This is a genomic window from Pannus brasiliensis CCIBt3594 (assembly GCF_036688125.1).
Taxonomy (GTDB): Bacteria; Cyanobacteriota; Cyanobacteriia; order Cyanobacteriales; family Microcystaceae; genus Pannus; species Pannus brasiliensis.
Window position 1 is genome coordinate 15680 of record NZ_JBAFSM010000041.1, and the last position, 23547, is coordinate 39226.

The following is a 23547-nucleotide window of genomic DNA, read 5'->3' on the forward strand; positions in this document are numbered from 1 at the left end:
GGGGTTTCCGGGAAAATTTATCCCCGCGCCCGTTCGCTTCGGCGAGCGGGTGGAACGAACCGCGGGGGTAAGGAAAACCCGGAGATCGATCGCTCCTAATTCCTATTAATCGATCCCGCGAAGAACGGGAGGGCCGATCGATAGGGAATGGCTCTCTTTTTGCCGGATTGTCATGGACGGTTAGCCTCGATCGCTATCCGTTTCAGGGAGATTTTTCGCCCTAGAAAAACATACATAAATTTTTACAAAAAGCTTTCGTAATGTAAAATACAGTCGGTACGGTTGATGGTATGGTTAACTGAAAGACACGAAAATCATCTCCGGCGAATCGGACGCGAAGCGTTGTTCTAGAGCGATCGTCGAGGGGTTTCGAGTTCTCGCCGTCAGGTAAATTACCGTCTACCGACTCTAATGAAAATGAAGATTTTGTTCGTATTTCTCGGAATTACGAGCGCGATTGTCGTGGGCTTTCCCTCCCTAGGGCAAAGAATATCGATCGAGCCACAATTTTTCGTTTCGTGCAACAATAATAGTCTCGGGTTTATCTCTTTCGAGAAATGTCGGGAATCGATCGAACCCGGTCAACCCGGTTCTCTCCACTTCACCGATTCCGAACGTTTATTAGTCGATCGATTGAAAACCGCTCTCGGCGACATTAAGGTGACTGTCCGGGAAGAATCCTGTGAATCTCGAAAAGGAACGACCCTGTACGGCAGTTATAATGACGAAACGAAAAAACTGATTCTCTGTCAGGGCGCTCTGGCCAATTCGCGAGCGTACATCGATACCCTCGCGCACGAGAGTTGGCACGTCGTACAGGATTGCCTCAACGGGATGGAAACGAACAATTCGATCGCGTTGAGCGAGAAAAATCCGAGTTTTTTCGCGCGGATTCAAGGGGATATCCCGGAGCGAATTTTAGATGACGTGAAGAAACTGTATCCCGAAGAAAAACAAATGACCGAATTAGAGGCGAGATTCATGGAAAAACAACCGAATGAGGTGTGGAAAGCCTTGAAAGCTTGCGCCACTCGCTCCCGATAATGTTCAAGGTCGCTCGATCGGGTAGAGATTTCCCGATCGAGTCTTTCGAGTAGCGAACGGCTATCGCGTCAAGATACCGATCGCTTTTGTTTCCCGATTTTCCAGAAAGCCTAAAATAACGGGGAACAGCCCGATCGAAAAAACAATAGAGAAATTTTTCACCGATTATCTATACTCGACGCGATCGTGTCTCGCCCTTTCTCCCCGTGACCTCGAACCGATTTTCCCCCGTGAATCGAATCGACCCGCGATCGATAGATTTCCGACGATTCGGGGGAAAGAATCGATCACTCTTCCGGGGATCGATCGCTCGTTTTCGGACTACTCTCGCGCAGAACGTAATCCATCAATCGATCGAGACGGTCGATCGCCGCGTTAGCCGTATTCAAGCGATCCTCTAATCTTTCCACGAAACGGGTCAACTGTAATTGAGAGTCCGCCAACTGTTTCACCGCGACGGCCAGATTCGATTGATTCTGGGTGAGAATTTCCTGGGCGCGGATCAACTGATCCTGCTGTTGTTCCATCTTCTCGAAAATATCCAGGAAATTCTGGTGGGAACGGGCGATTAACCGCTGATGCTCTTCCAATCGCGTGACGCGTCCGACGAGATCCGCGGGGATCGTCGCCATCTCCAACCGTGAGGGATCGACAGACATGAATACTTCCTAGCGAGACTGACGCTATTCTAGCAAGACCATCCCGGAGGGGCGATCGATTCCCCGCTCCCGTGTTATGATCGACGTAGAATTATAAAGTTTTGTAACAAAAAACCTTGACTTCCATCCTCGCTTCCCAAGACCTACCGGGCCTAGACCGAAAATGGTACTCCCTGTCCCCGCTCTGGCAAGGTGGGGAAGAAGTCGTCCAACGAGGTTTACCCCATAGTCAACTCGCCCCCCCGTGGCAGATTCTCCTCTTGGGGGACGGTTCCCCGACCCGTCACCTGCAACTTCTCACCGGGGAGAAAACCGAGGTGGACGTGATCGATATGTCCCTCGTCGGCGACGGGGACGATGGCGCGCCGGAGAGAATCGGCGCGATCGCCGAACCCCGATTACGCCGTCAGGTGTGGCTGAGAACCGCCTCCGGTCAGAGACTCGCCTACGCGGCCTCCTGGTGGAACGCGGGCCGGGTGGACGAGTACCTACAGAACCGCTCTCTCCCCATCTGGGAGAGTTTATCGCGCCTGCATACCGAGTTGTATCGCGACGTGCGGGGCATCTATTACGGTCACTCGCGAGAGTTAGAAATCGCTTTCGCCCAAAAGGGTCCGTTTTGGGGTCGTCACTATCTTTTCTGGCACGCCCGCGAACCACTAACCCTAATTTACGAGGTTTTTTCGCCCTATTTGCGTAAATATCTGGGCGAAATGACCGCCGGATAGCAGACATTTCCCGGTTATTTTTTCGGATCTAATCGCGTGTTCCGTCCCGTATTATCGGTTCGGTACGTCCACGTTTTCCCATTGTCGGTGAGGACGATCTCCCATCCCTCCACCAGTGCCTGGGTACAGAGTTCGTCGGGTCGCGGTAATCCCAGACAACCATCCGGCCAGGTTCGCGGGGTCGCCGATCGCACCTGTAACCGTTCCGCCGGAATTCCCGCTCGTTGACCGGCCGCCTGACGGGTGGCCGCGACCACCGGCGCGGGAGGTTGTCGGTTCGCGGCCGAGGCGAGAACCGGCGCGCCCGAAAACAGTAAACAGATCGCCAACACGAGCGTCAGGCCGAACGTTCCGCCGCCCACTCGTCGAGTACGGTCGGAGAGGAAAAAGATTTCGACAGATTTTTTTACAGGGACCATGTTTACAATACCCTCGATTATGGGAACTCTAATCCTAAGTCTACTGTTTGTTACCGTTCGCCTACTTTCAGCCTAGCGTGAATATGTTTCCCTCACGGTTCCCGATCGAATCGCCCCCCGCCGAGCTTGCCTTTCTCGCTCAAGTGAACTCTCCAGAACCCGCGCCCGCTACTCCCTCGGAGAACTCGTTCTGGATGTATAGCACGATCGGGCTGTCGCTCGCTCTCGTCGGTTTATTGATTTACGGGAAACTCGCGCTCGATCGAGTCAAAAAAGAAGTTAAATTCGAGCAATTTAAAAATCAAGATTTGAAGAAAAAGCTTAAATTGTCTCTCCATACCATCAAAAAGATGGAAACCAACCCCGATCTCGTCCACTCTAGGTCTTTTAACCTAGATTATTTACGAATGAGGATGGACGAGGAAGTGTTTCACTACGTCATCGTCAATCAGATCAAGATGAAAATCACCCAGGTCATCGGGGAAGCCCTGCGACCGAATACCGCGAAAAATTCCGTGGGAATCGTCGGGGGGGGACGACAGATCGACGAGAATTTCGATGTCACCTACGAGGTGGAGACCCAAGAGGGAAAATGGAATAAAGGGGTTTTATTCCGCATCCAGATCAAGCTGACGAAACTCCCCACCCAAACCAGTACGGCAACGGTTAACGAGATTATCGACTGCGTGGAGAAATTTCTCTCGGCGGATTCCGAACACGATACCTGGCAACCGGCCATTCACGGTCAGGTAGTTGTCATCAGTTGGGATCAGAAAGCGAAACCCACCCCGTTACTGGTCTTGGAGCAATCCGAGGAAGGGGTGAACCTCGGCACCCGCGTTAAAGCCCTGCCGACCACCGCGCCCATCGCGACCGATCCCGATTAAAATAAAAATCGAACTAAACGATCGCTAGACGGGCTTATGTTTTCTTTTCTGGTAAGGTGGGTCATCACCGCCGTATCCTTGGTGATCACGGCGTATCTGGTACCGGGTATCAAGATCGACAGTTTCGGGGTGGCTTTACTGGCCGCCGTCGCCCTGGGCTTGATCAACGCGATCGTCCGTCCGATCCTGGTGTTATTAACCCTGCCGTTAACGATCCTGACCCTGGGATTATTTATCTTCGTGATTAACGCGCTGTCCTTTTCTCTGGCTTCCTATTTTATTCCCGGATTTCATGTAAGCTCTTTTTTCGCCGCGCTGTTCGGATCGATCGTGGTCTCGATCGTGTCGGGAATTTTAAATCATTTTTTCGCCAACGATTAACCCGCGCCGTCCTTGTCATTCCCTCGGGTGTCGATGTCGTCAAGACTCTCGAAATCGCTCGATTCTCGGTTCCCGACGACAGGCCCGAAAAACTTAATCCTCGGAGAATTCACCGGGAGCGATCGCTCGATCGCTCCCGGTAAAACTGGGAAGGTTTTCACTCTTTCGCCCGATGAGGATAAGTAAAGAATAATTCGCCCCCGAAAACTTATCCGAAACCGATCGATACGATCGCGATCGTACCGCGCTATCCGGAACGACGTTCGCTCTAAGTACCCCGACAAAATTAAAATCACATTTTGATAACCCTATGGTCTATTGCCTATTGCCTGTCTCAACTAGGAAATTGATTTTGTACGACCACTCACGGCCTCTTAAAAACCGATCGCTCGATGTTATCCGGGAAAAAGGCTGTAAGCGGTTCCCCGTCTAAACGAACCGTTCGCGATCGCTCGATCGATCCCTCTCGCGAAAAATCTACCGATCGTTTCCCGTTCACACGATCGGGAAAAAACAGCCATTTTCGGATGATAGTTAAAATAATTTACGCGCGATCGGGAATTTTAGTACAATAGTGATAGAGGTTTCGAGAAACACGGATCATGTCTTTAGTTGTCGAACAACTGATCTACAGTAGTTTCGAGCGGGTGGGATTTAAATACATCGCCAGCGCGAATATACCGCTATCTATCCAGCAAGTTTTCTCTCAAAATATCGTCTCCCGATTATGGGATACTTACAATCCTCCCCCGAGGAATCATAAAGGAGTTTATCTCTACCAGATCGCCCGCGATAAAACCCTATTCGGCTGGCTAAGGCATGACGGCACTGACGAGTTCGGTAGATTAGATGTTCCCTACTTTCATGGTTATTACCTGACGGAAACCCTAGACTCGCAGTTACTGGTTAAAGTTCTCGCCTGTTTGGAAGCCGGGCCGATGGAGCGGTTCGCGAGAAATCAACCCGTGATCCTGAGCGATCGGGTCGAGATCCCCGATCACTATCGCTCCGACACTTTCGACATGGGCATCAAACTCTCGAAAGATATCCGTTTGTTCAGCCACCGTCAACTACGCGAGGGAAAATTATTACAGTGGTACGTGTCGGCCAAAGAGACCGTATCCCCCCCGAAAAAGCCGACGAACGGTTCCCGCGAGAGCGCCCTCGCCAAAATCGAGACCGATTCGATCGCTCCCGTCCATACCTCGGAAATCGAGCGGGTCGTTCGGGAATTAATGGCGAAACCGATCTCGATCGAGGGAATCGCCCTCGTTTCGCCGGAAGGACAACCCCTCATGCCGGCCATCGGCATCGAGGAAAATAGTTCCCTACTTCTCTCGGGAACCATGTTATATCTAGCCAACAACACCCTAGAAGAATTAGCCTGGGATAGTGTCGAACAGATCGCCATCCGCGGCCGGCAGGGAAACCTGATCTTAACCGCCTGCACGTCGGAAGCTTATTTACTGGTCAAAACCGGTAGAGTGGTATCGGGACTGATCGAGGCGGAGATCCGGAAAACTAGGGCGAAATTACGAATCCTCCTGGGAAATTCCCTCCCGTCTAACGAATCTTCCCCTTCTCCCCCGTTCAAAGCCCGGTTCGATTCTTCGAGAACCGTCTCCCCGCTCGATACGGTCTTCTACGATCCCGATGACGCGGACGCGGACGCGGACGCGACCCGGCTCGAACGACGGTAAAACCGACGGGAAAACGCTCGCTATCCGGGGCGCGAACGGCGGACGGCTCACTTACCCCGCGCCGCGACGCTCATGAATCAGGTAACGCTCACCGTCGAAGGAAAAAAAGAACGAATAGACGCTTGGATAGCGGAAAAAATCCCCGAATTATCGAGATCGAGAGTACAGAAACTGATAGAAGACGGAAATATCCAGCTAAACGGGCGGATTTGTACCGATAAAAAAGTAAAAGTAGCCGATGGCGATCGCCTGTCCGTCACCATTCCCGATAGCCAACCCCTCGAACTCGTCGCCGAGGCGATCGATCTCGCGATCCTCTACGAAGACGACGATCTCGTGATTATCGATAAACCCGCCGGTTTGGTCGTCCATCCCGCTCCCGGACACGAATCGGGAACCCTCGTTAACGCTATTCTCCACCATTGCCCGAATATCGCCGGAATCGGCGGCGTACAGCGTCCCGGTATCGTTCACCGCCTCGATAAAGACACGACCGGCGCGTTAGTCATCGCCAAGACCGATCGCGCCCACCAACACCTACAGGCGCAGTTAAAGGCGAAAACCGCCCGCCGGGAATATCTCGGCATCGTCCACGGCGCGCCGAAAACCGAGAGCGGCACGATCGATCTCCCCGTCGGTCGCCACCGAAGCGATCGCCAGAAAATGGCCGTGGTTCCCCCCGAAAAAGGCGGTAGAAACGCCGTCACCCACTGGCAGGTGTTAGAAAGGCTGGGAAACTATAGTCTCCTCCAATTCCGCCTAGAAACGGGCAGAACCCACCAGATCCGGGTTCATAGTAGTCAGATCGGCTATCCGATCGTCGGCGATCCCGTCTATAGTTCGGGACGCTCGATCGGCGTGAATCTCCCCGGCCAGTTACTCCACGCGCGCCGGTTGATCCTGGAACATCCCGTCACGGGGGAATCGATCGAGGCGATCGCCCCGATCCCGCCGATTTTCAGCAAGGTTCTCGACATTTTACGGGCGAAAGTAGGCGGGGCGGGGAAAAGCGGCCCGGCGAACGCGCTCTTTTAAGGTTTCGTGGTTAATTCTCTGAGGATTTCGGCGGCGATCGAGGCACTCCGGCGAATGCGCTCGCTCTCGGATAACGTCCGCCAATCCCGCGTGTTTTTGACCGGAGGGGTTCCCTCGTCGCGTAGGGCGAGCGCGTGGGGACGGGCGAAAACCTGTAGATCTTCGTCTAACCACTTCGGAAAAAGGGGATGGATACAGGCTACCAGACGATCTAGGGGATCGATCGGTCGATCGATGAGGGTTTCCGCCGACTCGATCAGCCGGGTCAGGTATTCGCTGGGGAGTAAGGGGGCGAATCGATCGAATAGCGAGGTTCGGCCCGTCCCGTTCTCGATCGCGTCCCAGCGCTGTTGTAGGGTGGCGAAAAACGTCGCGGATCGATCGAGAATTTCCCCTTCTTCCGAACCATCGAGGAGGGAAAACGCTTCCTCTCGTTCTCGAAATATCGCCTCGGTGTTCGGATCGGCGAGATCCCACGGGTACGCGGTCTCTTCTTCGTCGAGCAAAACCGAGAGGAGATCGTCGGCGATGGTTCGGGGTAGGGAATGGGAACTCATAAAAAACTCCTTGACTTAGCCAAGCGCGGGTGTTCGGGAACTGTTCTCCAGTAACTACAGCGAGAATCCGTTAATTCCCGAAGAAAGTTTACCGGATTTTCCCGATCGATCCGGTTGGAAGCCATTTTTCGCTCGGTTCGCTCTAGAGAGGTTCCGTTCGATAGTTTTCGGTGAATAGTTCGGGAATTCGATCGGCCGGAACGATCGTCACTTTGCCGTTTTCCGAGATGGCGATCGATTCCCCGAGTTGACGATGCCGCTCGATCGCGCGCGCGATCGCCTGTTTCACTCCCGCGTCGATTTTTTGATGAAGTTCCGACAAAGTTGACTCAGGAGTTACTATCGTTTCGGATTCGATTCCAGATTTCGGGGACATAAATCGCTGTTTCTCCTTCAGTATTTCGAGCGGCAATCAATCGAGAACGAGAGGAAGAGTTATCGTACACGATCCAAGTATTACATATCGGTAAGTAAAGTTGATAAAAATTGTTAACCCCTCTTTGATAGCGTCTTCGGATGGTATCTTCGGGGATGTTATAGCCGCCGGCGATCACTCTTTGACGGACTCGCTCGATCGCTAATTCGGGACTATTTAACCAGAAGTAAATCAGATTGACGGTATACCCTCTCGTCTGACAATCTCTCGCGAAGACGGCAAAAAAACGACTCGCGAGGGTTGTTTCAAAGGCGAAATTAACCCCGGAGTTCGAGAGCGTCTGTAACCTTTCTAACATCAATATTCCCGCGACGATCGCCATCGATTCGGGATTTAGCGGGGATAATCCTCTGGCGATCTCGTCGGCGTTTACATATTCAAAAGTATCGAGAAAATTCGGGAGTAACGTGAGGGCTACCGTGGTTTTTCCCGCGCCGTTCGCGCCCCCGATAATCTAGAGATCCGGCATAAATATTCACCGATTCAATATTTTAGGAAATGATTAATCCTGTTTTCTCTCACGAATCCAGCGACGGAAATCGCGTAAAGCGGAACTGGTTCCCTCGGAAAAAGCGATCGCTAAGAATCGCTCGATCGATTCGAGAACGGGAAAATCGAGAAAAGTAGGACTGATGGGAGAATCTAGATATTGACCGTCGCGTAAAATACTGATTTTTAACCGATTATTCTCGTATCGCCAGATTTCGGGAACCCCTAACGCTTCATAGGCGGATAATTGGGTTTTAGAAGTTACATCCACCTCGATCGCTAGGTCGGGTGGGGGATCGATCGCTAGGTCGATTCTTCGTTTCCCGATCATGCGCGAGGCGTTTTGAATAGAAAAGCAATCATCCGGTTCGATGCCCGCGTTCATATCTTGGCGTTTAAACGTTGTCGAGCCGTAGGGTTCCCAATCGATCGACAATTCATCGAGCAGAATCGCCAACAGATTCCCGATAATTACCTTGACCTTTTCGTGTTCCGGTAACGGCATGATAATCTCTAAAGTTCCTTGATAATAGGCGAGCCGGCTCGATCGAGATTCCCCTAACTCTTCTAAAATCTCCTCGAACTCGCGCCAACCGATGCCCGTCAGGAAAACGCGGCCGCCCGCGGGAATCGTCACCTGTTTAAGCTGTAACGTTACCATAGCGATCGCCCTATCTCTTCCGCCTCAATCTAACACCTTTGCCCCGAGGCGAGGGATAAATTGTCGCTCCCGTTGCCGAAAAACACGGCTATTCTAGAAACAGACTGTCGATCGATCGCTCATGGGACTGCTTTCCCGCTATAAACATCTCCGCGTTTGGTTTAAATCCCGTCACTTCGGGCGGAGCGCGATCGATGAACGGTACGCCCTCGCGGTCGCTTGCGCCATCGGGATTCTCTCCGCCCTCGCCGCCATCATCCTCAAACTGGGAATCGGCTGGTTGGGAGGCTTACGAATCCAGTTCATTAATCAGTCCCATCCTTTTTTTGTCCTGCCCCTCGTCGGTTTCACCTCCGGGTATCTCGCCGGTTGGATTTTGGAGAAATTCAGCCCCGAGGCGGCTGGCGGGGGTATCCCCCAAGTCAAAGCGGCGCTCGCGAAATTCCCGATGGCCCTTTCCTGGCGCGTGGCGGTGGTTAAAATGATCGGCGCGATCCTGATTCTCGGGGGAGGCTTAACGCTGGGCCGGCGCGCTCCCACCGTCCATATCGGCGCGGCGTTAGCGGCGCAGTTGAGTAACTGGATTCCCACGTCCCCGGATCACCGTCGCCAGATGATCGCGGCGGGCGCGGCGGCGGGATTGGCGGCGGGATTTACCACCCCCATCGCCGGGGTTCTGTTCGTGATCGAGGAATTGACGCGCGATGTCTCCAGCCTCACCCTAGAAACCGCGCTCGTCGCTTCCTTTATCGGGGCGGTGGTTTCCATGATGCTCCAGAATACGCCCCCGATGATGGCGGGAAATGTCAATATCAGCTTTTCGGTCGAAGAAATTCCCATTTATTTTCTGTTAGGCGCTTTAGCCGGTTCTCTCGGCGCTTTATTCAACCGGGGAATTCTGGCCTGTAGTCGATTCCAGCGTCGTCTGTCCCTCTCCCTCGCCTGGCGGATCGGGGCGATCGGGCTGTTTTCTGGGGCGGTAATCGCCGTTCTCCCGCCATTTTTTCGCGATAACACGGGATTACGGGAATTTTTAGTTACCGGGGAACTGAACGGCCAGAATACGGCGATCGCTTTCGGGGTGTATTTCCTGCTGACCATGTTGGCGTACAGTTCCGGCGCGCCGGGGGGACTGCTCGCGCCCGCTCTCGTGTTGGGATCGGCGTTAGGGTTTCTCGTCGGCGAGGTGGTGACGGGAACGCTGGGTCTGGGAACGGAAGCTACCTACGCGCTCGCGGGAATGGGCGCGTTTTTTACGGGAGTGGTGCGGGTTCCGGTGACGGCGATCGTCATCGTCTTCGAGCTACACCGCGATTTTAATATCGTTCTGCCCCTGATGCTGACCTGCGCGGTGTCTTATATCGTCGCCGAGAGCATTTTTAAAGGTTCGCTGTACGAGCATCTACTCTCCGCGAGCGGCATCCGGTTAACCGAGGAAACGCCGAATAACGATGTTCTCGCCCACCTGACCGCGGCCGATGTCATGCAGTCCCACGTCGAGACGCTATCCGGGGATCTCCCTCTCGATGAAGTGTTGAAAGTTATGTCCCGATCGCACCATCGCGGCTTTCCGGTGGTGGAAAACGACCGATTAACGGGGATTTTTACCCAGAGTGACCTAGATAGCCTGAAACAGCGATCGGGCGCGACACCGCTTAAAGAGGTGATGACCCCGAACCCGATCTCGATCGAACCGACCGCGCCCCTCACCGACGTTCTTTTCCTACTCAACCGCTATCAACTCTCCCGGCTACCCGTCACCGAGGGACAGAAATTAGTCGGCATTATCACCCGTACCGATATTATCCGGGTCGAGGTCGATCAATTAGCGGGCGTTTGCGAGCTTCCCGTCCGTTCCACGCCGTCCTACGTGGTCTATCAAACCCGATCGCCCGCGGTCGGAACCGGACGCATCTTACTCCCGGTCGCCAACCCCCGTAACGCGTCCTCGTTATTAAAGATCGCGATGGGCATCGCCCGGGAGGAAAACTACGAGATCGAGTGTCTGCGCGTGATCCCCGTCCCCCGGCACAGTTCCCCGTCCGAGGTAGCCGTGGACACTCGCGAGGAACGGAAATTACTGCACCGTCTGGAACGAACCGCCCGTCACGAGAGAATCCCCCTGCACACGCGGATCGTCGTGGCGCGTTCCGTCGAGGACGCGATTCTGGAAACGATCCGCGAACGCCATATCAAGCTATTAATCACGGGCTGGAAAGGCGTGACATCTACCGGGGGAGCGATTTTCGGGGAAGTGGTCGATACGCTGATCGATCGGGCCCCCTGCGATCTCCTGCTGGTGAAATTGGGCGACGAGAATTCCTATCCCGGCGATCTCGACGGTCCCGCGATCTGGACGATCCCCGTCGCCGGGGGGCCGAACGCGCGCCGCGCCCTCGATTTCCTGCCGGGACTGGTGAAAATGTACCGGGGCGATCGCTCTCCCGAATTGTGGTTGTGTAAAATTTACTCGCCCGCGGAAGTATTGCCGGATCTGTCGGGATTGGAAACGGTGACGGAATCTTTAGAGGCGATCGTCGATCGACCGATCGTTCCCCTACCGATCCGCTCGGCTGATGTGGCCGAGGCGATCGTCCATCTCGTCGAGTCGGAAAACTGTTCCCTCGTTTTAGTGGGCGCTTCCCGCGAGAGTTTGCTCGATCGCTTCCTACACGGCAATATCCCCTCGACGATCGCCCGTTCCGTCAACTGTACGGTGCTTCTCTTTCGAGGGGAATTACTAGAAGGGTAATCAATAGAATTGAATTGTAAAAGTCAGACTTTTCCAAACACTACAACGAGGAATTCGCGAGCGATTCCCGCCCGGCGGACGGCGGAGAAATGAGCGCCGATCGATCGTTCACGCGGAGGCGAGAATGGGACTGAACGCGATAGGAGATTCGATTTTAGCCGAGGGAAGTTTCTCGCCGAACTCTTCTTCCGTCGTCAACCCACCATCGAGATCGTCGTCATCTCCCCCACCGATATACAGGCGATCGCAGGGGATCGTGTCCGAGAGGATCGCGCTGGCCATCATTCCCGTGTGAATTTCTAATAGAGCTTCCGATAAGGCTTCAAAGACCAAGCGCTGGCCGGGGAAAACCACCCGCTCGAAATACCAGTTGACAATGTTCGTGACGCGAACGATTTGAATCTGACTGGTGACATTTACATAGCAACAAAGAATACGATTTCTCTTATCGTTGGGGAGGGGGTCGAGAATCTGAGCCATAGGAATTCGGGGGATCTTAAAGTGGGTTTTTCATTGCCCTCCCACCCTAACATTCTTTGATCCCCGCTAGTTGTAATGATGATTACAATCGTTCGATCGAGATCCCCCCATCGCTTTTTCTAGCGAGAGAGAGACGCATTTATTAAAAAAATCTAAAATTTAACTGATAGCGACAGGTTAGCGATCTGTCAAGAGGCGAGAGAAGGTTTTCCGTCGTTTTTCTCGATCGGGGGAGAAAAGGGGTTTATCGGCTCGGGATCTCGATAGATTCGATAGAGGACATCCTATGGGATCGCCGGGGATTTTGTCAAGTTAGATACCGATCGGGACCCGGGCGCGTTCCCTCCCTCATGGTTAAGTTATATTAAGATCACTCAGGATTCTCGTGACCGGCTCCCATGACACGACCCATCACCCAGCGTATTCTCTACGTCCGTCTTCCCTGTAACCCGATTTTCCCCATCGGTGTGGTTTATCTATCGGATCACGTTCATAAACTTTTCCCCGACATCGAACAGAAGATTTTCGATCTGGGAACCGTTCCCCCGTTGGATTTTAACCCGGCGCTCGATCGGGCGATCGACGAGTTCCAACCCACCCTACTCGTCTTCTCCTGGCGCGATATCCAGATTTACGCCCCCGTCGGCGGACGCGGCGGGAATCCCCTCCAAAACGCCTTCGAGTTTTACTACGCCAAAAATCCCCTGATCCGGCTGAGGGGCGCGTTAGGGGGCTTGAAGGTGACGACCGCCTATTACAGCGAATTATGGCGCAATCAGGGCTTAATTCAACGGGGGTTGGATCGGGCGAGACGCTACCATGCCGAGGCGCGGGCGATCGTCGGCGGTGGCGCGGTCAGTGTATTCTACGAACAGTTGAAACGCAAACTCCCGACGGGTACGATCGTTTCCGTGGGAGAAGGAGAGACGTTACTCGAAAAATTCCTCTCCGGTAAAGATTTCCGTGACGAGCGCTGTTACGTCGTCGGCGAGACGGAACCGAGAAAACGGCTGATCCACGAATTCCCGACCCCCCTAGAGAAATCCGCCTGTAATTACGACTATATTCAAACTATCTGGCCGGAATTCGACTACTATTTCCAGGAAAACGACTTTTATATCGGCGTGCAAACCAAGCGCGGCTGTCCTCACAACTGTTGTTACTGCGTGTACACGGTAGTGGAGGGCAAACAGGTTCGCATCAATCCCGCGGAGGAAGTCGTCAAGGAAATGCGACAGTTGTACGATCGGGGAATCCGCAATTTCTGGTTCACCGACGCGCAATTTATCCCCGCGCGCAAATTTATCGACGACGCGGCGGAATTACTGGAAAAAATCATCGATTCCGGGATGAAAGATATTCACTGGGCCGCCTATATTCGCGCCGATAATCTCACCCCGCGACTGTGCGATCTGATGGTGAAAACGGGGATGAATTACTTCGAGATCGGTATCACGAGCGGATCGCAGGAGTTGGTTCGCAAGATGCGGATGGGGTATAACCTGCGAACGGTCTTGCAAAACTGCCGGGATCTCAAAGCGGCCGGATTTAGCGATCTCGTGTCGGTGAACTATTCCTTTAACGTCATCGATGAAACCTTCGAGACGATCCGGCAGACGATCGCCTACCATCGGGAGTTAGAGAACATTTTCGGGGTCGATAAAGTGGAACCGGCGATTTTCTTTATCGGTCTACAACCCCATACCCATCTCGAAGAGTACGCGTTTCAAAAAGAAATCCTCAAACCCGGTTACGACCCGATGAGCTTGATGCCCTGGACGGCGAAAAAACTCCTCTGGAACCCGGAACCGCTGGGATCGTTCTTTGGCGAGGTCTGTTTACAGGCTTGGCGGCAGAATCCCAACGATTTCGGGCGAGAAGTCCTGAAAATTCTCGAAGAACGTTTGGGAAGAGCGGAGCTAGAGGAGGCACTGAACGCGCCGATCGAGGAACGGAAAAAAGAGCTAATTATGGCTTAATCTAGGGGGGACGGACGCGATCTACCGTGTTTGTTTCCCTACCTCCTATCTCCTGACTTTATGACCGATCATCGTCCCCACTGGCTAGAATGGGCGGAATACGCGACGCTAGGCTTCGCGTTCATCACTTTACTCGCGTCGATCGCCTCGGGAATCTGGTTTCTGCCTTTGTTGTTCACGATCGTAACGCTGGGGCTGAATATTCTGAACCGTCTACGCTGGCAAGCCCAACAAAGGAGACGCTTGACCGGGTTGGCGCGACAATTACAGAGTCAGTGGGAGGAGGAACGGACGGCGTTAAGCGGACAGATCGAAACATCCCGGCCGCGATCTTCTCCCCCCCCGTCCTCGTTACCGGAAAATATTATCGCCCTCGAACAGTCGCTCAACGGGATCGTTCAATATCTGAACCATCACGCGCTACGGGAAAGAGTGGAGCATTTAGAAAGATCCTACGGTCAGATAAGACGGGAATTGTTTAATTTAACCGATATTTCCGAAGAAAATATCCCCGAACCGATCGAGGCGATCGAATCGAGAATCGTGTTACCGACGTTGAATCTAACCGCGTCTTCCTTCCCGTCCGATGTACCGCGCTGGGAGTGTATCCGTACTATCGAAGCGCACCGGGAAGCGATCGCCGCTATCGCGCTCACCCCGGACGATCGATTTCTCCTCAGTGTCGGCCGCGATCGCGCGTTGAAAGTGTGGGATTTCGCGACGGGGAATCTCGTTACCAGCATTGACGCACACGATTCGGAAATTCTCGCGCTCGCGGTGACGGGAGAGGGAGAAGCGTATTCGGTGGCGACGGGAGGGTTCGATCGAACGGTAAAATGGTGGACTTTCCGCGCGGATGACCCGCGATTGCAGTTAGAGGAGATTTTTCTCGGTCACGAGGGATCGATTCACGGATTGGGTTTCGCTCCCCGGTCGCGTCTTCTGGTCAGCGCCGGTTACGATAAAACCCTGAAACAGTGGTCGTTGGACAAGGGAGAGGAAACGGCGAGTATGTACGATTCTCTGGGGGCTATCTACGCGTTAGGCATCTCTCCTAGGGAGGATTTTATTGCGGCCGGGGGTGGCGATGGGACGGTGACGCTGTGGCGGGTAGGATCGGGGGAAAAGTTGGCGGTTTTGGCGGGAAATGTTTCTTCGGTGTTGGCGATCGACCTCTCGCGGGACGGGACGACGATCGCGGCCGGTTGCGTGGACGGCACGGTAAAACTCTGGAGTTCCCCCCCCGACGCGGGGAATATCTTACAACCGATCCGCGTTCTCAACGCTCATTCGGGACAGGTAACGGCGCTCCGGTTCGCGAGAGAGGGACAATGGTTATTTAGCGGGGGGACGGACGGACAGATCGCGGTCTGGCAATCGAATTATCAACAGGCGATCGTGACGATTCCGGTCGCGTTCGATCGATCGCGCTCGGTTTCGGGGATCGCGGAGAGTGCCGACGGGAATTATCTAGTATCGGCTTGCGGGGACGGTTCGATCGGTATCTGGCAGAGAATGGAATAAATCTAAATTTTCGCGAATCGATCTCGATCGATCGCACCATTTGGTATTGTTCTAAATCGGTTAGCGTCCGCGATGGCAATCTTCGATTGGAAAGATTTCTAACAGACGAGCCACAGAGCTAGGCTTAAGAGTTAAACTACTTTTGGCTAATCTCGAATGCTAGGTCAGATCTGTAAAAACAGACATCGAATGCGAGAAAGAAGTTCATATGCCCTAAGATTAGTGGGGCGTATTTGTCTTGTGTCCAAGCGAAAGCTAAATCGACAGCGGGAAATCGATCGACAGTAGCTTGTACAACTAATGCACGAGCTTCAAACCTAGCTAGATTACCTCCTAATGGTAACGATAATCTCTGATTTTCCCAGACCGCACCTAACGCTAAACCCATTTCATAAGGCAAGACATTAACACTTGAACCGGTGTCCAATAGACCAGAAACACTCAAAGATTGATTTTGATACGTTAATGTCAATGGTAAATAAGGAAGCGTACTTAATGATCCAAGACTAGGATCTACCTCGGTGAAAGAAAATCGTACTTTGTTAGCCATGAGTCAATTCTTGTTTCTCTTTCAAGGCTTGGGCTAGAATGGCGGCCGCCTCAAAAGAGTCATGTAAACCTTGTCTAGGGAGATCGTCTTGAATAGATAGCGGTACGATATCAGACTCCCTGAGCAACTCGGCTACCAGGAAATTAAGCAATAAGAGCTTATCGGAGTAAGACAATTGTTTAAGCAGGGGAGCCAATTGAGTAGTTGTCAGCATAGATTTAAAAAAGTTACCGATCTGGATTTTGGTCACTCCCTCTCAGTATAACACTGCCTTCGCGCTAACCCTTCTCCCTAGTAGAAGATTAAATGTTCGCGAACCAATCGGTATCGATCGAGATCGATTCCACCATTTCGATCTTCACACCGAGTTTTAATTCTTTCAATCGCTGGACTAATTCTTCTCCGTCGATGAGATCGATCGGTGGTACGCCGTCTCTAGTCGCTTCTTTTTTCGCGTCTCTGGTGAAAGTTCCCGTAGTGATGAATAATCCTTTATCGGTTCGTCCTTGCATCGCGCCGCGAAAATCGCGAATTTGACTCGCCGTTACCGACCCTTGATAGCGTTTACATTGAAATAAAACAGGAAAGCTTAAAAAACCATGAATTCGAGCGATTCCCACGCCATCGATCCCCCCGTCTCCCGATTTTCCCGTGACCTCTACGTTCGTAAATCCGGATTCTCGCAATAGTCTCTGGCTCAAGCGCTCGAAAGCAGACGGGGAAAGCCTTAAAATCTCTTGATGAAGTTGTTGCTCCCATTCTAATGTTTCTTCGATTTCTAATGCAGTATTTTCCTCTATATCATTCGAGTTTACGGCTTGATTTTTCGAGATATTTTGAGTCAAATTAATAAGCTCTTTATAATCATCTAAACTATCAATATCGATATCAGTTGATTTAGGCGTTAACGCCCAAACCCCCCGTGATGAGTTCTCAATAAAACCTCTTTTTTTCAAGTCCGTCCTATTCCAAGCAAGACGGTATTCTATTTCTGTTTGCGATGTATTCCCATGAGGGGTGTTCAAAAATTCATCTGGAATATTCAGGATTTGAGCGACTTTTTCATTGATTTCTTCGGTCGTTCCAGAACCGCCTAAAAGCTTCAAAGCTTTTAGGATTGGAAGGTGCATATGATAGTAAGATGACGAAGATGATAGATTTTCTGCCATGACTGTCACGGGTAGTTAAATTCGGATCAAATAAACGATGAGCCGTCGATTTCGTATCTTTCAGACAACGATCGATCGCTGAAAGCTAAACGCCGACGGCTGACAGACTTAGTATATCATGTAACCGATCACATGGGGAGAGTTCTTCCGAAAAATTTTCCCCGGACAAGCTGTAACCCGAACAACAGTAAGAAACTGGGATTATTAATTAAATATCTCTGCCATAAACGCTTCGGTTCGCGGGTGAAACGATAGAGCCATTCTAATCCTAGATTCATCATCCAGCGGGGCGCCTGGGAAACCTCGCCACTGTGGAAACTGAAAGCGGCCCCGACCCCGATCGCTACCGCGTTTAATTTTCCCTGTTGTCGCGCCATCCATTCTTCCTGTTTCGGGCATCCCAACCCGACAAAAACTACCCGCGCGCCCGACGCGTGAATTCGATCGAGATCTTCGGCTTCTTCGCGTTCGGTGAGGGGACGGAAAGGAGGGGAATAGCTACCGGCGATGATCAGATTCGGGAAACGTTTTTGGAGATTTTCCCGGAGTCGGATCAGGGTGTTTTCCGTTCCCCCGTAGAGGTAGATGGGAATCTGTAGGGACGCGGCCCGATCGCACCACGCTAACATGAGATCCGGCCCGTAGACGCGATTCTGTCGTTTGATTCCCAGTAAGCGCAATCCCCAGACCAAAGGCATCCCGTCGGGAGTCACCAAACTCGCGCCGTTAATGATTCTCCGATAGGCTTTATTCCAGTAACCGGTCATGACGACGTGAACGTTCGCGGCCACGATGTACGCGGATAGACGGTTTTCCACCCACTCCTGCACGAGATCGCACGCGTCCCGGTAACTGGTCGCGTCGATGCGAGTGCCGATAATCGATCGATAGGGTAACACCATAAGCCGCGCGTTCTCCCCGATATAACTTCACGCTGGCCTTAGAATGCCCAAAATCCCCCGCGGACCGATCGCCCTCCCGTCCGATCGATCGCCTTTTTTCGACGCGATCGCGGATAATATATCGTTTTCCGTCCGCGATCGCGCTCGATCGAGATTCTTATCCTAGTAAGGCGTTGAGAGATCTTCTTAGAAAGCTAAACAGAAAGCTTATAAATCTTGAATACGGCTTTTTGTGGGAAAATACCTGTATTTAGCCTCTGGTTATCCGATCGGCGGGTCGGGACGGGCGCGACAGAGGGGGCGATCGATGCGCTTGTTACAAATCGTCATGTCTAAATTACATCCCGAAAAACATTTTGTAGTGATCTATACGATTTTTCCCTTTGAAGACTGTAAATTTAGGTTAATTACTTCCGTGATAACCCGTAAATTCCCGTAACCGCTGATTTCCCGATGACCTGTATCGAGAATAACGCTCGAAAATCGAACGGCGTAGGAAAAGCGGAACCGGAAATCGCCGCTTTCCGGTTCTTCGGAAACCGAGAGCGAATCGATCGAACCGAAACGATTTCCGTCGAGCGATAGTTATCTTCAATACACTCTATCCATTCGGGTAGGAAATGATCCGGAAGTAACGACATAAAATTATCGATCGAGCGATTACCCGTTTCCTTTTATTCACCAATTATCAAGGACATGAGCAACCTTTCTAGACGTAGATTCATCCTGACCGCGGGGGCGACCGCCGTGGGAACCGCCATCCTGCACGGTTGCGCGAGTTCCAACAATACCGCCTCCAACAGCGCGCCCGCGGGAAATACCACCGCCCCCGCGACGGGAGCGGCCGACGCGCCGGAAGTGACCACGGCTAGATTAGGCTTTATCGCGCTCACCGATTCGGCCCCCCTGATTATCGCCAAAGAAAAAGGGATTTTCGCGAAATACGGAATGCCGGATGTAGAAGTTTTAAAACAGGCTTCTTGGGCGGCGACTCGGGATAACTTAGAACTCGGTTCCGCGGGTAACGGGATCGACGGGTCGCATATTCTTAGCCCCATCCCCTACTTGATGACGACGGGTAAAATTACCAAACAGCCCGTGCCGATGTATATTCTCGCGCGTCTGAATACCAACGGACAAGCGATCTCGATCGCCAAACAACACGCCGATCTCAAACTCGAACTCGATAGCAGTAAGCTCAAAGAAACTGCCCTCAAAGCGAAATCGTCGGGCAAAGACCTGAAATCCGCCGTCACTTTCCCCGGTGGAAATCACGACCTCTGGACGCGTTACTGGTTAGCGGCCGGCGGGATCGATCCGAACAAAGATATCTCCCTGATCGTCGTTCCCCCGCCGCAGATGGTGGCGAACATGAAAGTCGGCACGATCGATACTTTCTGTGTCGGCGAACCGTGGAACGCCCAGTTAGTCGCCCAGGGACTCGGTTATACCGCCCTGATCACCGGGGATTTCTGGAAGGATCACCCCGAAAAAGCCTTCACCATGCGCGCCGATTGGGTGGATAAACACCCCAAAGCCGCCAAAGCGTTAACGATGGCCGTGTTAGAAGCGCAACAATGGTGCGACGATCCCGCCAACACGGAAGAAATGTGCAATATTATCTCGAAACGGGAATGGTTGAAGATCGATCCGAAAGATATTCTCGGTCGCGCGCGGGGGAATATCGACTTCGGTGACGGTCGTAAGGTTGAGAATAGCCCCGTAGCCATGAAATTCTGGAAAGATTTCGCTTCCTATCCCTACAAGAGCCACGATCTCTGGTTCGTCACCGAAGATACCCGTTGGGGCTACCTTCCCGGCGATACCGACGCGAAAGCCCTGGTAGATAAAGTGAACCGCGAGGACATCTGGAGAGAGGCCGCCAAAGCGATCAACGTTCCCGCGGATCAGATTCCCACCAGTACCTCCCGCGGCGTGGAAACCTTCTTCGACGGCGTGAAATTCGATCCCGAAAATCCCACCGCCTATCTCAAGTCCCTCAAAATCAAAAAAGTCGCGTAATTCGGAGGCGGGAGGCGGGAAGAGAGGGTAAAGGGTAAAGGTGAGGGACTGAAAAGTAGTTTTCCCCTTTTCCCCTTCCCCTTTCCCCCAAAAACTCCCCCATCTCCCTCACCTCCCCCATCTCCCCACTCCCCCTTACTCTCCCCTACCTAAACTATGGCTGTTTCCCTACAACGTCGATCGAAATCATCGCGATGGGTTCGCGAGATCCAGAAACAACTGCCGAAAATGGCGACCTCGGCGATCGCCCTCGGAATCTTTTTACTCATCTGGCAAGTTCTCTGCATAAGTCCCAACGCGCCCCTTCCCAGCCCGACTAAAGTGGTTAGCGAGACGTGGGAATTGATCGTCAATCCTTTCTTCGATAATGGCGGTACGGATGTCGGTTTATTCTGGCAGATCCTCGCCAGTTTGAAACGGGTCGCGGTGGGATTCACTTTAGCGGCGATCATCGGTATCGGTGCCGGAATTATTCTCGGTAGTAACGCGCTGATTTACACGGCGATCGACCCGATTTTCCAGATTCTCCGCACCGTTCCCCCCCTCGCCTGGCTTCCCATTTCCCTCGCCGCTTTTCGGAATAACGAACCGAGCGCTATTTTCGTGATTTTTATTACCGCGATCTGGCCGATTATTATTAATACCGCGGTCGGGGTGCAACAGGTTCCCCAGGATTATAAAAACGTTTCCCGCGTGTTGAAACTCTCGAAAATCGAATATTTCTTTAATATTCTCTTTCCCGCTACCGTTCCCTACGTCTTTACCGGATTACGCATCGGTATCGGTCTGTCCTGGCTGGCGATCGTCGCGGCGGAAATGCTCATCGGTGGCGTGGGAATCGGCTTCTTTATCTGGGACGCGTGGAACAGTTCGAGAATCAGCGAGATTATCCTCGCCTTAATTTATGTCGGGATCGTCGGTTTCCTGCTCGATCGACTGATGGCCTCGATCGCCCGACTCGTCGTTCCCGAAGAGAGAAAGTAATGGGGAGATGAGGGAAGTGAGGGAGGTGAGGGAGATAAAAAACTATATTCTGCCTCCTGCCTCCTAACTCCTGACTCCTGTCTCCTGACTCCTCGCCCCTGTTTTAACCTATCGATCGCCCTACAAAGATATGTCAGCTTTTATTGAAATCGACCACATTGATAAAGTCTTCGCCCTGCCCGACGGGGGACAGTATATCGCGTTAAAAAATATCGATTTAACCGTTAAAAAAGGGGAATTCGTCTCTTTAATCGGTCATTCCGGGTGCGGGAAATCCACGCTCTTAAATTTAGTGGCGGGTTTAGACTCTCCCAGTACCGGGGGGGTGATCCTCGAAGGCCGGCAGATCACCGAACCGGGGCCCGATCGCATGGTGGTTTTCCAGAACTATTCTTTACTCCCCTGGCTGACGGTGCGGGAAAATATCGCCCTAGGGGTTAACCGCGTCCTGCGTCATCTACCGAAAGGCGAACGTCGCGGGATCGTCGAACAGAGTATCGATATGGTACACCTGCGCCACGCGGCCAACAAGCGACCGGGCGAGTTATCCGGGGGGATGAAACAACGGGTGGCGATCGCCCGCGCGCTGGCCCTGCGTCCGAAAGTTTTACTGCTCGATGAACCCTTCGGGGCGTTAGACGCGCTGACTCGGGGCAATTTACAGGAACGTTTGATGGAAATCGTGCAGGAAAGTCACGTTACCTGCATCATGGTGACGCACGATGTCGATGAAGCGCTGTTACTTTCCGATCGGGTGGTCATGCTCACCACCGGGCCGGAAGCGCACATCGGCCAGATCCTCGAAGTGCCGATCGCCCGTCCCCGTCAACGGCTGGAAGTGGTAAATCATCCCAGTTACTACTCTCTCCGAAACGAGATCGTTTATTTCCTCAATCAACAGAAACGGGTCAAAAAAGTCGGTCAGGTTCCGCGAACCGCGCCCGCGTTTATCGGTTCGACGACGCGCGAAACCGTTCCGGCGATCGGCTTTATCCCCCTCACCGATTGCGCCCCGCTCGTGATCGCTCGGGAAAAAGGATTCTTCGCCGAGGAAGGACTCGATAACGTCACCCTAGTCCGGGAATCGAGTTGGAAATCGATCGCCGAGGGAGTCGCTACCGGCCGCCTCGACGCGGCGCAGATGGTGACGGGAATGCCCATGAGCATGACGGTGGGGGCCGGGGGGAAAGCGCCGATCCCCGTGATCACCGCGCTGGTACTGAGTCGCAACGGCAACGCCATCACCCTCAATAATAAATACAAGGAAATGGGGGTGCGAACCCTCGCCGATCTCAAGGGAACCGTCGGACAAACTCCCGATAAAATCGAGACTTTCGGGGTGGTACATCCCGCGTCCATGCACAATCTCATGTTGCGCTACTGGTTAGCCAGTGGCGGCATCGATCCCGATCGAGATGTCAGTTTGACCGTCATTCCTCCCGCTCAGATGGTTTCCCACCTGAAAGCGGGCAATATCGACGGCTTCTGTGTCGGGGAACCCTGGAATTCCTACGCGGTGCGCGAGGGATTGGGTTACGTGATCGCCACCGACCTCGACATCTGGGCGGGACACCCGGAGAAAGTGCTGGGGGTAAAAGAGGATTGGGCGGAAAAATACCCGGAAACCCATATCGCGATGGTTAAGGCGTTGATTAAAGCCTGTGAATATTGCGACGATTACCGCAATCGCGAGGAAATCGTGGAGATTCTCCAACTTCCGCATTACGTGGGAGCCTCCGCCGAAGTTTTACGCCCCGGTTTTCTGTCTCCCTACGATCGGGGTCTGGGAGAGAAACCGGAACCCCTGTACCGTTTCAACCAGTTTTACGTCGATCAGTCCAATTGTCCCGGTCGTTCCGAGGCGTTATGGATTTTAACCCAACTCGCCCGTTGGGGATACACGCCATTCCCGCGCAACTGGGTAGAGATTATCGAGCGGGTGCGCCGTCTGGATCTGTTCGGCGAGGCTTGCCGGGCGTTGGGAATCCCCGATATCGAACCCGATCGCCAGAGTTTCGCTTTATTCGACGGGCTGATCTTCGATCCGGACGATCCCGTTGGTTATTTAGAACGTTTCTCCATCCGTCGCGATTTTCGGGTTTCGGAAATCCTCCTCGATGGCATCCAAGAGGTCAAGTAATTCAGTACCGATCTCTACCTCTTCTGACTCTCGACCCCTAAGATAGAAA

At 52.8% G+C, this 23547-nt stretch carries 23 protein-coding genes; 12 read left to right on the forward strand and 11 right to left on the reverse strand.

Going from position 1 to position 23547, the window contains the following annotated elements; translation table 11 throughout:
* Positions 1 to 417 precede the first annotated feature (417 nt).
* A complete protein-coding gene (locus V0288_RS18430; RefSeq protein ID WP_332866617.1) occupies positions 418 to 1044 on the forward strand; it encodes a hypothetical protein in 627 nt (208 codons plus the stop codon).
* A gap of 287 nt (positions 1045 to 1331) precedes the next feature.
* On the opposite strand, the gene V0288_RS18435 is transcribed toward V0288_RS18430, so the two are convergent.
* Entirely contained in the window at positions 1332 to 1703 is a 372-nt protein-coding gene (locus tag V0288_RS18435) for a hypothetical protein (RefSeq protein ID WP_332866618.1), read from the reverse strand.
* Positions 1704 to 1819: 116 nt separating this feature from the next.
* On the opposite strand from V0288_RS18435, the gene V0288_RS18440 reads away from it, so the two are divergent.
* A complete protein-coding gene (locus tag V0288_RS18440; RefSeq protein WP_332866619.1) occupies positions 1820 to 2431 on the forward strand; it encodes a chorismate lyase in 612 nt (203 codons plus the stop codon).
* Between the two features lie 14 nt (positions 2432 to 2445).
* Here the strand turns inward: V0288_RS18440 and V0288_RS18445 are convergent, their stop codons facing one another.
* Complete coding sequence (locus tag V0288_RS18445; protein ID WP_332866620.1) at positions 2446 to 2793, reverse strand: hypothetical protein; 348 nt, start codon at positions 2791 to 2793, stop codon at positions 2446 to 2448.
* A 140-nt stretch (positions 2794 to 2933) separates the two neighbouring features.
* Between V0288_RS18445 and V0288_RS18450 the strand changes: the two genes are divergently transcribed.
* The 4 genes from V0288_RS18450 (at position 2934) to V0288_RS18465 (ending at position 6853) form a co-directional block, all read left to right on the forward strand.
* Positions 2934 to 3737: a hypothetical protein gene (locus V0288_RS18450; protein WP_332866621.1), complete on the forward strand. Its 804-nt coding sequence runs from the start codon at positions 2934 to 2936 to the stop codon at positions 3735 to 3737.
* Between the two features lie 36 nt (positions 3738 to 3773).
* Positions 3774 to 4118 carry a phage holin family protein gene (locus V0288_RS18455; RefSeq protein ID WP_332866622.1) on the forward strand — a complete coding sequence of 115 codons (345 nt, stop codon included), beginning with the start codon at positions 3774 to 3776 and terminating at the stop codon, positions 4116 to 4118.
* A gap of 602 nt (positions 4119 to 4720) precedes the next feature.
* The gene (locus tag V0288_RS18460; RefSeq protein WP_332866623.1) at positions 4721 to 5818 is read left to right on the forward strand and encodes a roadblock/LC7 domain-containing protein; all 1098 of its coding nucleotides are present in this window, start codon (positions 4721 to 4723) and stop codon (positions 5816 to 5818) included.
* Between the two features lie 72 nt (positions 5819 to 5890).
* On the forward strand, positions 5891 to 6853 hold the full coding sequence (locus tag V0288_RS18465; protein WP_332866624.1) for an RluA family pseudouridine synthase: 963 nt from the start codon (positions 5891 to 5893) through the stop codon (positions 6851 to 6853).
* Here V0288_RS18465 and V0288_RS18470 read toward each other — a convergent pair.
* The 4 genes from V0288_RS18470 to V0288_RS18485 form a co-directional block, all read right to left on the reverse strand.
* Complete coding sequence (locus V0288_RS18470; RefSeq protein WP_332866625.1) at positions 6850 to 7410, reverse strand: hypothetical protein; 561 nt, start codon at positions 7408 to 7410, stop codon at positions 6850 to 6852. The two genes, V0288_RS18465 and V0288_RS18470, sit on opposite strands and share 4 nt — an antisense overlap.
* 142 nt (positions 7411 to 7552) lie before the next feature.
* Positions 7553 to 7786: a hypothetical protein gene (locus V0288_RS18475; RefSeq protein ID WP_422662017.1), complete on the reverse strand. Its 234-nt coding sequence runs from the start codon at positions 7784 to 7786 to the stop codon at positions 7553 to 7555.
* Positions 7740 to 8300, reverse strand: coding sequence for an ATPase (locus V0288_RS18480; protein WP_332866645.1), 561 nt, complete (start codon positions 8298 to 8300; stop codon positions 7740 to 7742). Before V0288_RS18480 ends, V0288_RS18475 begins: the two co-directional genes overlap by 47 nt.
* 48 nt (positions 8301 to 8348) lie before the next feature.
* The gene (locus tag V0288_RS18485; protein ID WP_332866627.1) at positions 8349 to 8996 is read right to left on the reverse strand and encodes a Uma2 family endonuclease; all 648 of its coding nucleotides are present in this window, start codon (positions 8994 to 8996) and stop codon (positions 8349 to 8351) included.
* A 121-nt stretch (positions 8997 to 9117) separates the two neighbouring features.
* Between V0288_RS18485 and V0288_RS18490 the strand changes: the two genes are divergently transcribed.
* Entirely contained in the window at positions 9118 to 11748 is a 2631-nt protein-coding gene (locus V0288_RS18490; RefSeq protein WP_332866628.1) for a chloride channel protein, read from the forward strand.
* 108 nt (positions 11749 to 11856) lie between these two features.
* On the opposite strand, the gene V0288_RS18495 is transcribed toward V0288_RS18490, so the two are convergent.
* Positions 11857 to 12228, reverse strand: a complete 372-nt coding sequence (locus V0288_RS18495; protein WP_332866629.1) for a DUF1830 domain-containing protein — start codon at positions 12226 to 12228, stop codon at positions 11857 to 11859.
* Positions 12229 to 12626: 398 nt separating this feature from the next.
* Here V0288_RS18495 and V0288_RS18500 point away from each other — a divergent pair, with 398 nt between their 5' ends.
* Positions 12627 to 14207, forward strand: a complete 1581-nt coding sequence (locus V0288_RS18500) for a photosystem II high light acclimation radical SAM protein (RefSeq protein ID WP_422662018.1) — start codon at positions 12627 to 12629, stop codon at positions 14205 to 14207.
* Between the two features lie 60 nt (positions 14208 to 14267).
* Positions 14268 to 15731, forward strand: a complete 1464-nt coding sequence (locus tag V0288_RS18505; protein WP_332866630.1) for a WD40 repeat domain-containing protein — start codon at positions 14268 to 14270, stop codon at positions 15729 to 15731.
* Positions 15732 to 15867: 136 nt separating this feature from the next.
* Here V0288_RS18505 and V0288_RS18510 read toward each other — a convergent pair whose 3' ends face one another.
* The 4 genes from V0288_RS18510 to V0288_RS18525 form a co-directional block, all read right to left on the reverse strand.
* The gene (locus tag V0288_RS18510) at positions 15868 to 16281 is read right to left on the reverse strand and encodes a retroviral-like aspartic protease (RefSeq protein WP_332866631.1); all 414 of its coding nucleotides are present in this window, start codon (positions 16279 to 16281) and stop codon (positions 15868 to 15870) included.
* A complete protein-coding gene (locus tag V0288_RS18515) occupies positions 16274 to 16495 on the reverse strand; it encodes a hypothetical protein (RefSeq protein ID WP_332866632.1) in 222 nt (73 codons plus the stop codon). The genes V0288_RS18510 and V0288_RS18515 overlap by 8 nt, the downstream gene beginning before the upstream one ends.
* An 88-nt stretch (positions 16496 to 16583) precedes the next feature.
* Positions 16584 to 17450: a restriction endonuclease gene (locus V0288_RS18520; protein ID WP_332866633.1), complete on the reverse strand. Its 867-nt coding sequence runs from the start codon at positions 17448 to 17450 to the stop codon at positions 16584 to 16586.
* 128 nt (positions 17451 to 17578) lie between these two features.
* A complete protein-coding gene (locus tag V0288_RS18525; RefSeq protein WP_332866634.1) occupies positions 17579 to 18352 on the reverse strand; it encodes a WecB/TagA/CpsF family glycosyltransferase in 774 nt (257 codons plus the stop codon).
* Positions 18353 to 19048: 696 nt separating this feature from the next.
* On the opposite strand from V0288_RS18525, the gene V0288_RS18530 reads away from it, so the two are divergent.
* From V0288_RS18530 to V0288_RS18540, 3 genes are all read left to right on the forward strand, one after another.
* Entirely contained in the window at positions 19049 to 20374 is a 1326-nt protein-coding gene (locus V0288_RS18530; protein ID WP_332866635.1) for a CmpA/NrtA family ABC transporter substrate-binding protein, read from the forward strand.
* Between the two features lie 156 nt (positions 20375 to 20530).
* A complete protein-coding gene (gene ntrB, locus V0288_RS18535) occupies positions 20531 to 21358 on the forward strand; it encodes a nitrate ABC transporter permease (RefSeq protein WP_332866636.1) in 828 nt (275 codons plus the stop codon).
* Positions 21359 to 21488: 130 nt separating this feature from the next.
* Positions 21489 to 23498 carry a nitrate ABC transporter ATP-binding protein gene (locus tag V0288_RS18540; RefSeq protein WP_332866637.1) on the forward strand — a complete coding sequence of 670 codons (2010 nt, stop codon included), beginning with the start codon at positions 21489 to 21491 and terminating at the stop codon, positions 23496 to 23498.
* Positions 23499 to 23547 lie beyond the last annotated feature (49 nt).

Bases quoted from the DNA above. Each gene is read 5' to 3' on its own strand.
- V0288_RS18430 (WP_332866617.1), top strand. From the start codon at position 418: ATGAAGATTTTGTTCGTATTTCTCGGAATTACGAGCGCGATTGTCGTG.
- V0288_RS18435 (WP_332866618.1), bottom strand. From the start codon at position 1,703: ATGTCTGTCGATCCCTCACGGTTGGAGATGGCGACGATCCCCGCGGAT.
- V0288_RS18450 (WP_332866621.1), top strand. From the start codon at position 2,934: ATGTTTCCCTCACGGTTCCCGATCGAATCGCCCCCCGCCGAGCTTGCC.
- V0288_RS18455 (WP_332866622.1), top strand. From the start codon at position 3,774: ATGTTTTCTTTTCTGGTAAGGTGGGTCATCACCGCCGTATCCTTGGTG.
- V0288_RS18460 (WP_332866623.1), top strand. From the start codon at position 4,721: ATGTCTTTAGTTGTCGAACAACTGATCTACAGTAGTTTCGAGCGGGTG.
- V0288_RS18465 (WP_332866624.1), top strand. From the start codon at position 5,891: ATGAATCAGGTAACGCTCACCGTCGAAGGAAAAAAAGAACGAATAGAC.
- V0288_RS18470 (WP_332866625.1), bottom strand. From the start codon at position 7,410: ATGAGTTCCCATTCCCTACCCCGAACCATCGCCGACGATCTCCTCTCG.
- V0288_RS18475 (WP_422662017.1), bottom strand. From the start codon at position 7,786: ATGTCCCCGAAATCTGGAATCGAATCCGAAACGATAGTAACTCCTGAG.
- V0288_RS18485 (WP_332866627.1), bottom strand. From the start codon at position 8,996: ATGGTAACGTTACAGCTTAAACAGGTGACGATTCCCGCGGGCGGCCGC.
- V0288_RS18490 (WP_332866628.1), top strand. From the start codon at position 9,118: ATGGGACTGCTTTCCCGCTATAAACATCTCCGCGTTTGGTTTAAATCC.
- V0288_RS18495 (WP_332866629.1), bottom strand. From the start codon at position 12,228: ATGGCTCAGATTCTCGACCCCCTCCCCAACGATAAGAGAAATCGTATT.
- V0288_RS18500 (WP_422662018.1), top strand. From the start codon at position 12,627: ATGACACGACCCATCACCCAGCGTATTCTCTACGTCCGTCTTCCCTGT.
- V0288_RS18505 (WP_332866630.1), top strand. From the start codon at position 14,268: ATGACCGATCATCGTCCCCACTGGCTAGAATGGGCGGAATACGCGACG.
- V0288_RS18510 (WP_332866631.1), bottom strand. From the start codon at position 16,281: ATGGCTAACAAAGTACGATTTTCTTTCACCGAGGTAGATCCTAGTCTT.
- V0288_RS18515 (WP_332866632.1), bottom strand. From the start codon at position 16,495: ATGCTGACAACTACTCAATTGGCTCCCCTGCTTAAACAATTGTCTTAC.
- V0288_RS18520 (WP_332866633.1), bottom strand. From the start codon at position 17,450: ATGGCAGAAAATCTATCATCTTCGTCATCTTACTATCATATGCACCTT.
- V0288_RS18525 (WP_332866634.1), bottom strand. From the start codon at position 18,352: ATGGTGTTACCCTATCGATCGATTATCGGCACTCGCATCGACGCGACC.
- V0288_RS18530 (WP_332866635.1), top strand. From the start codon at position 19,049: ATGAGCAACCTTTCTAGACGTAGATTCATCCTGACCGCGGGGGCGACC.
- ntrB (WP_332866636.1), top strand. From the start codon at position 20,531: ATGGCTGTTTCCCTACAACGTCGATCGAAATCATCGCGATGGGTTCGC.
- V0288_RS18540 (WP_332866637.1), top strand. From the start codon at position 21,489: ATGTCAGCTTTTATTGAAATCGACCACATTGATAAAGTCTTCGCCCTG.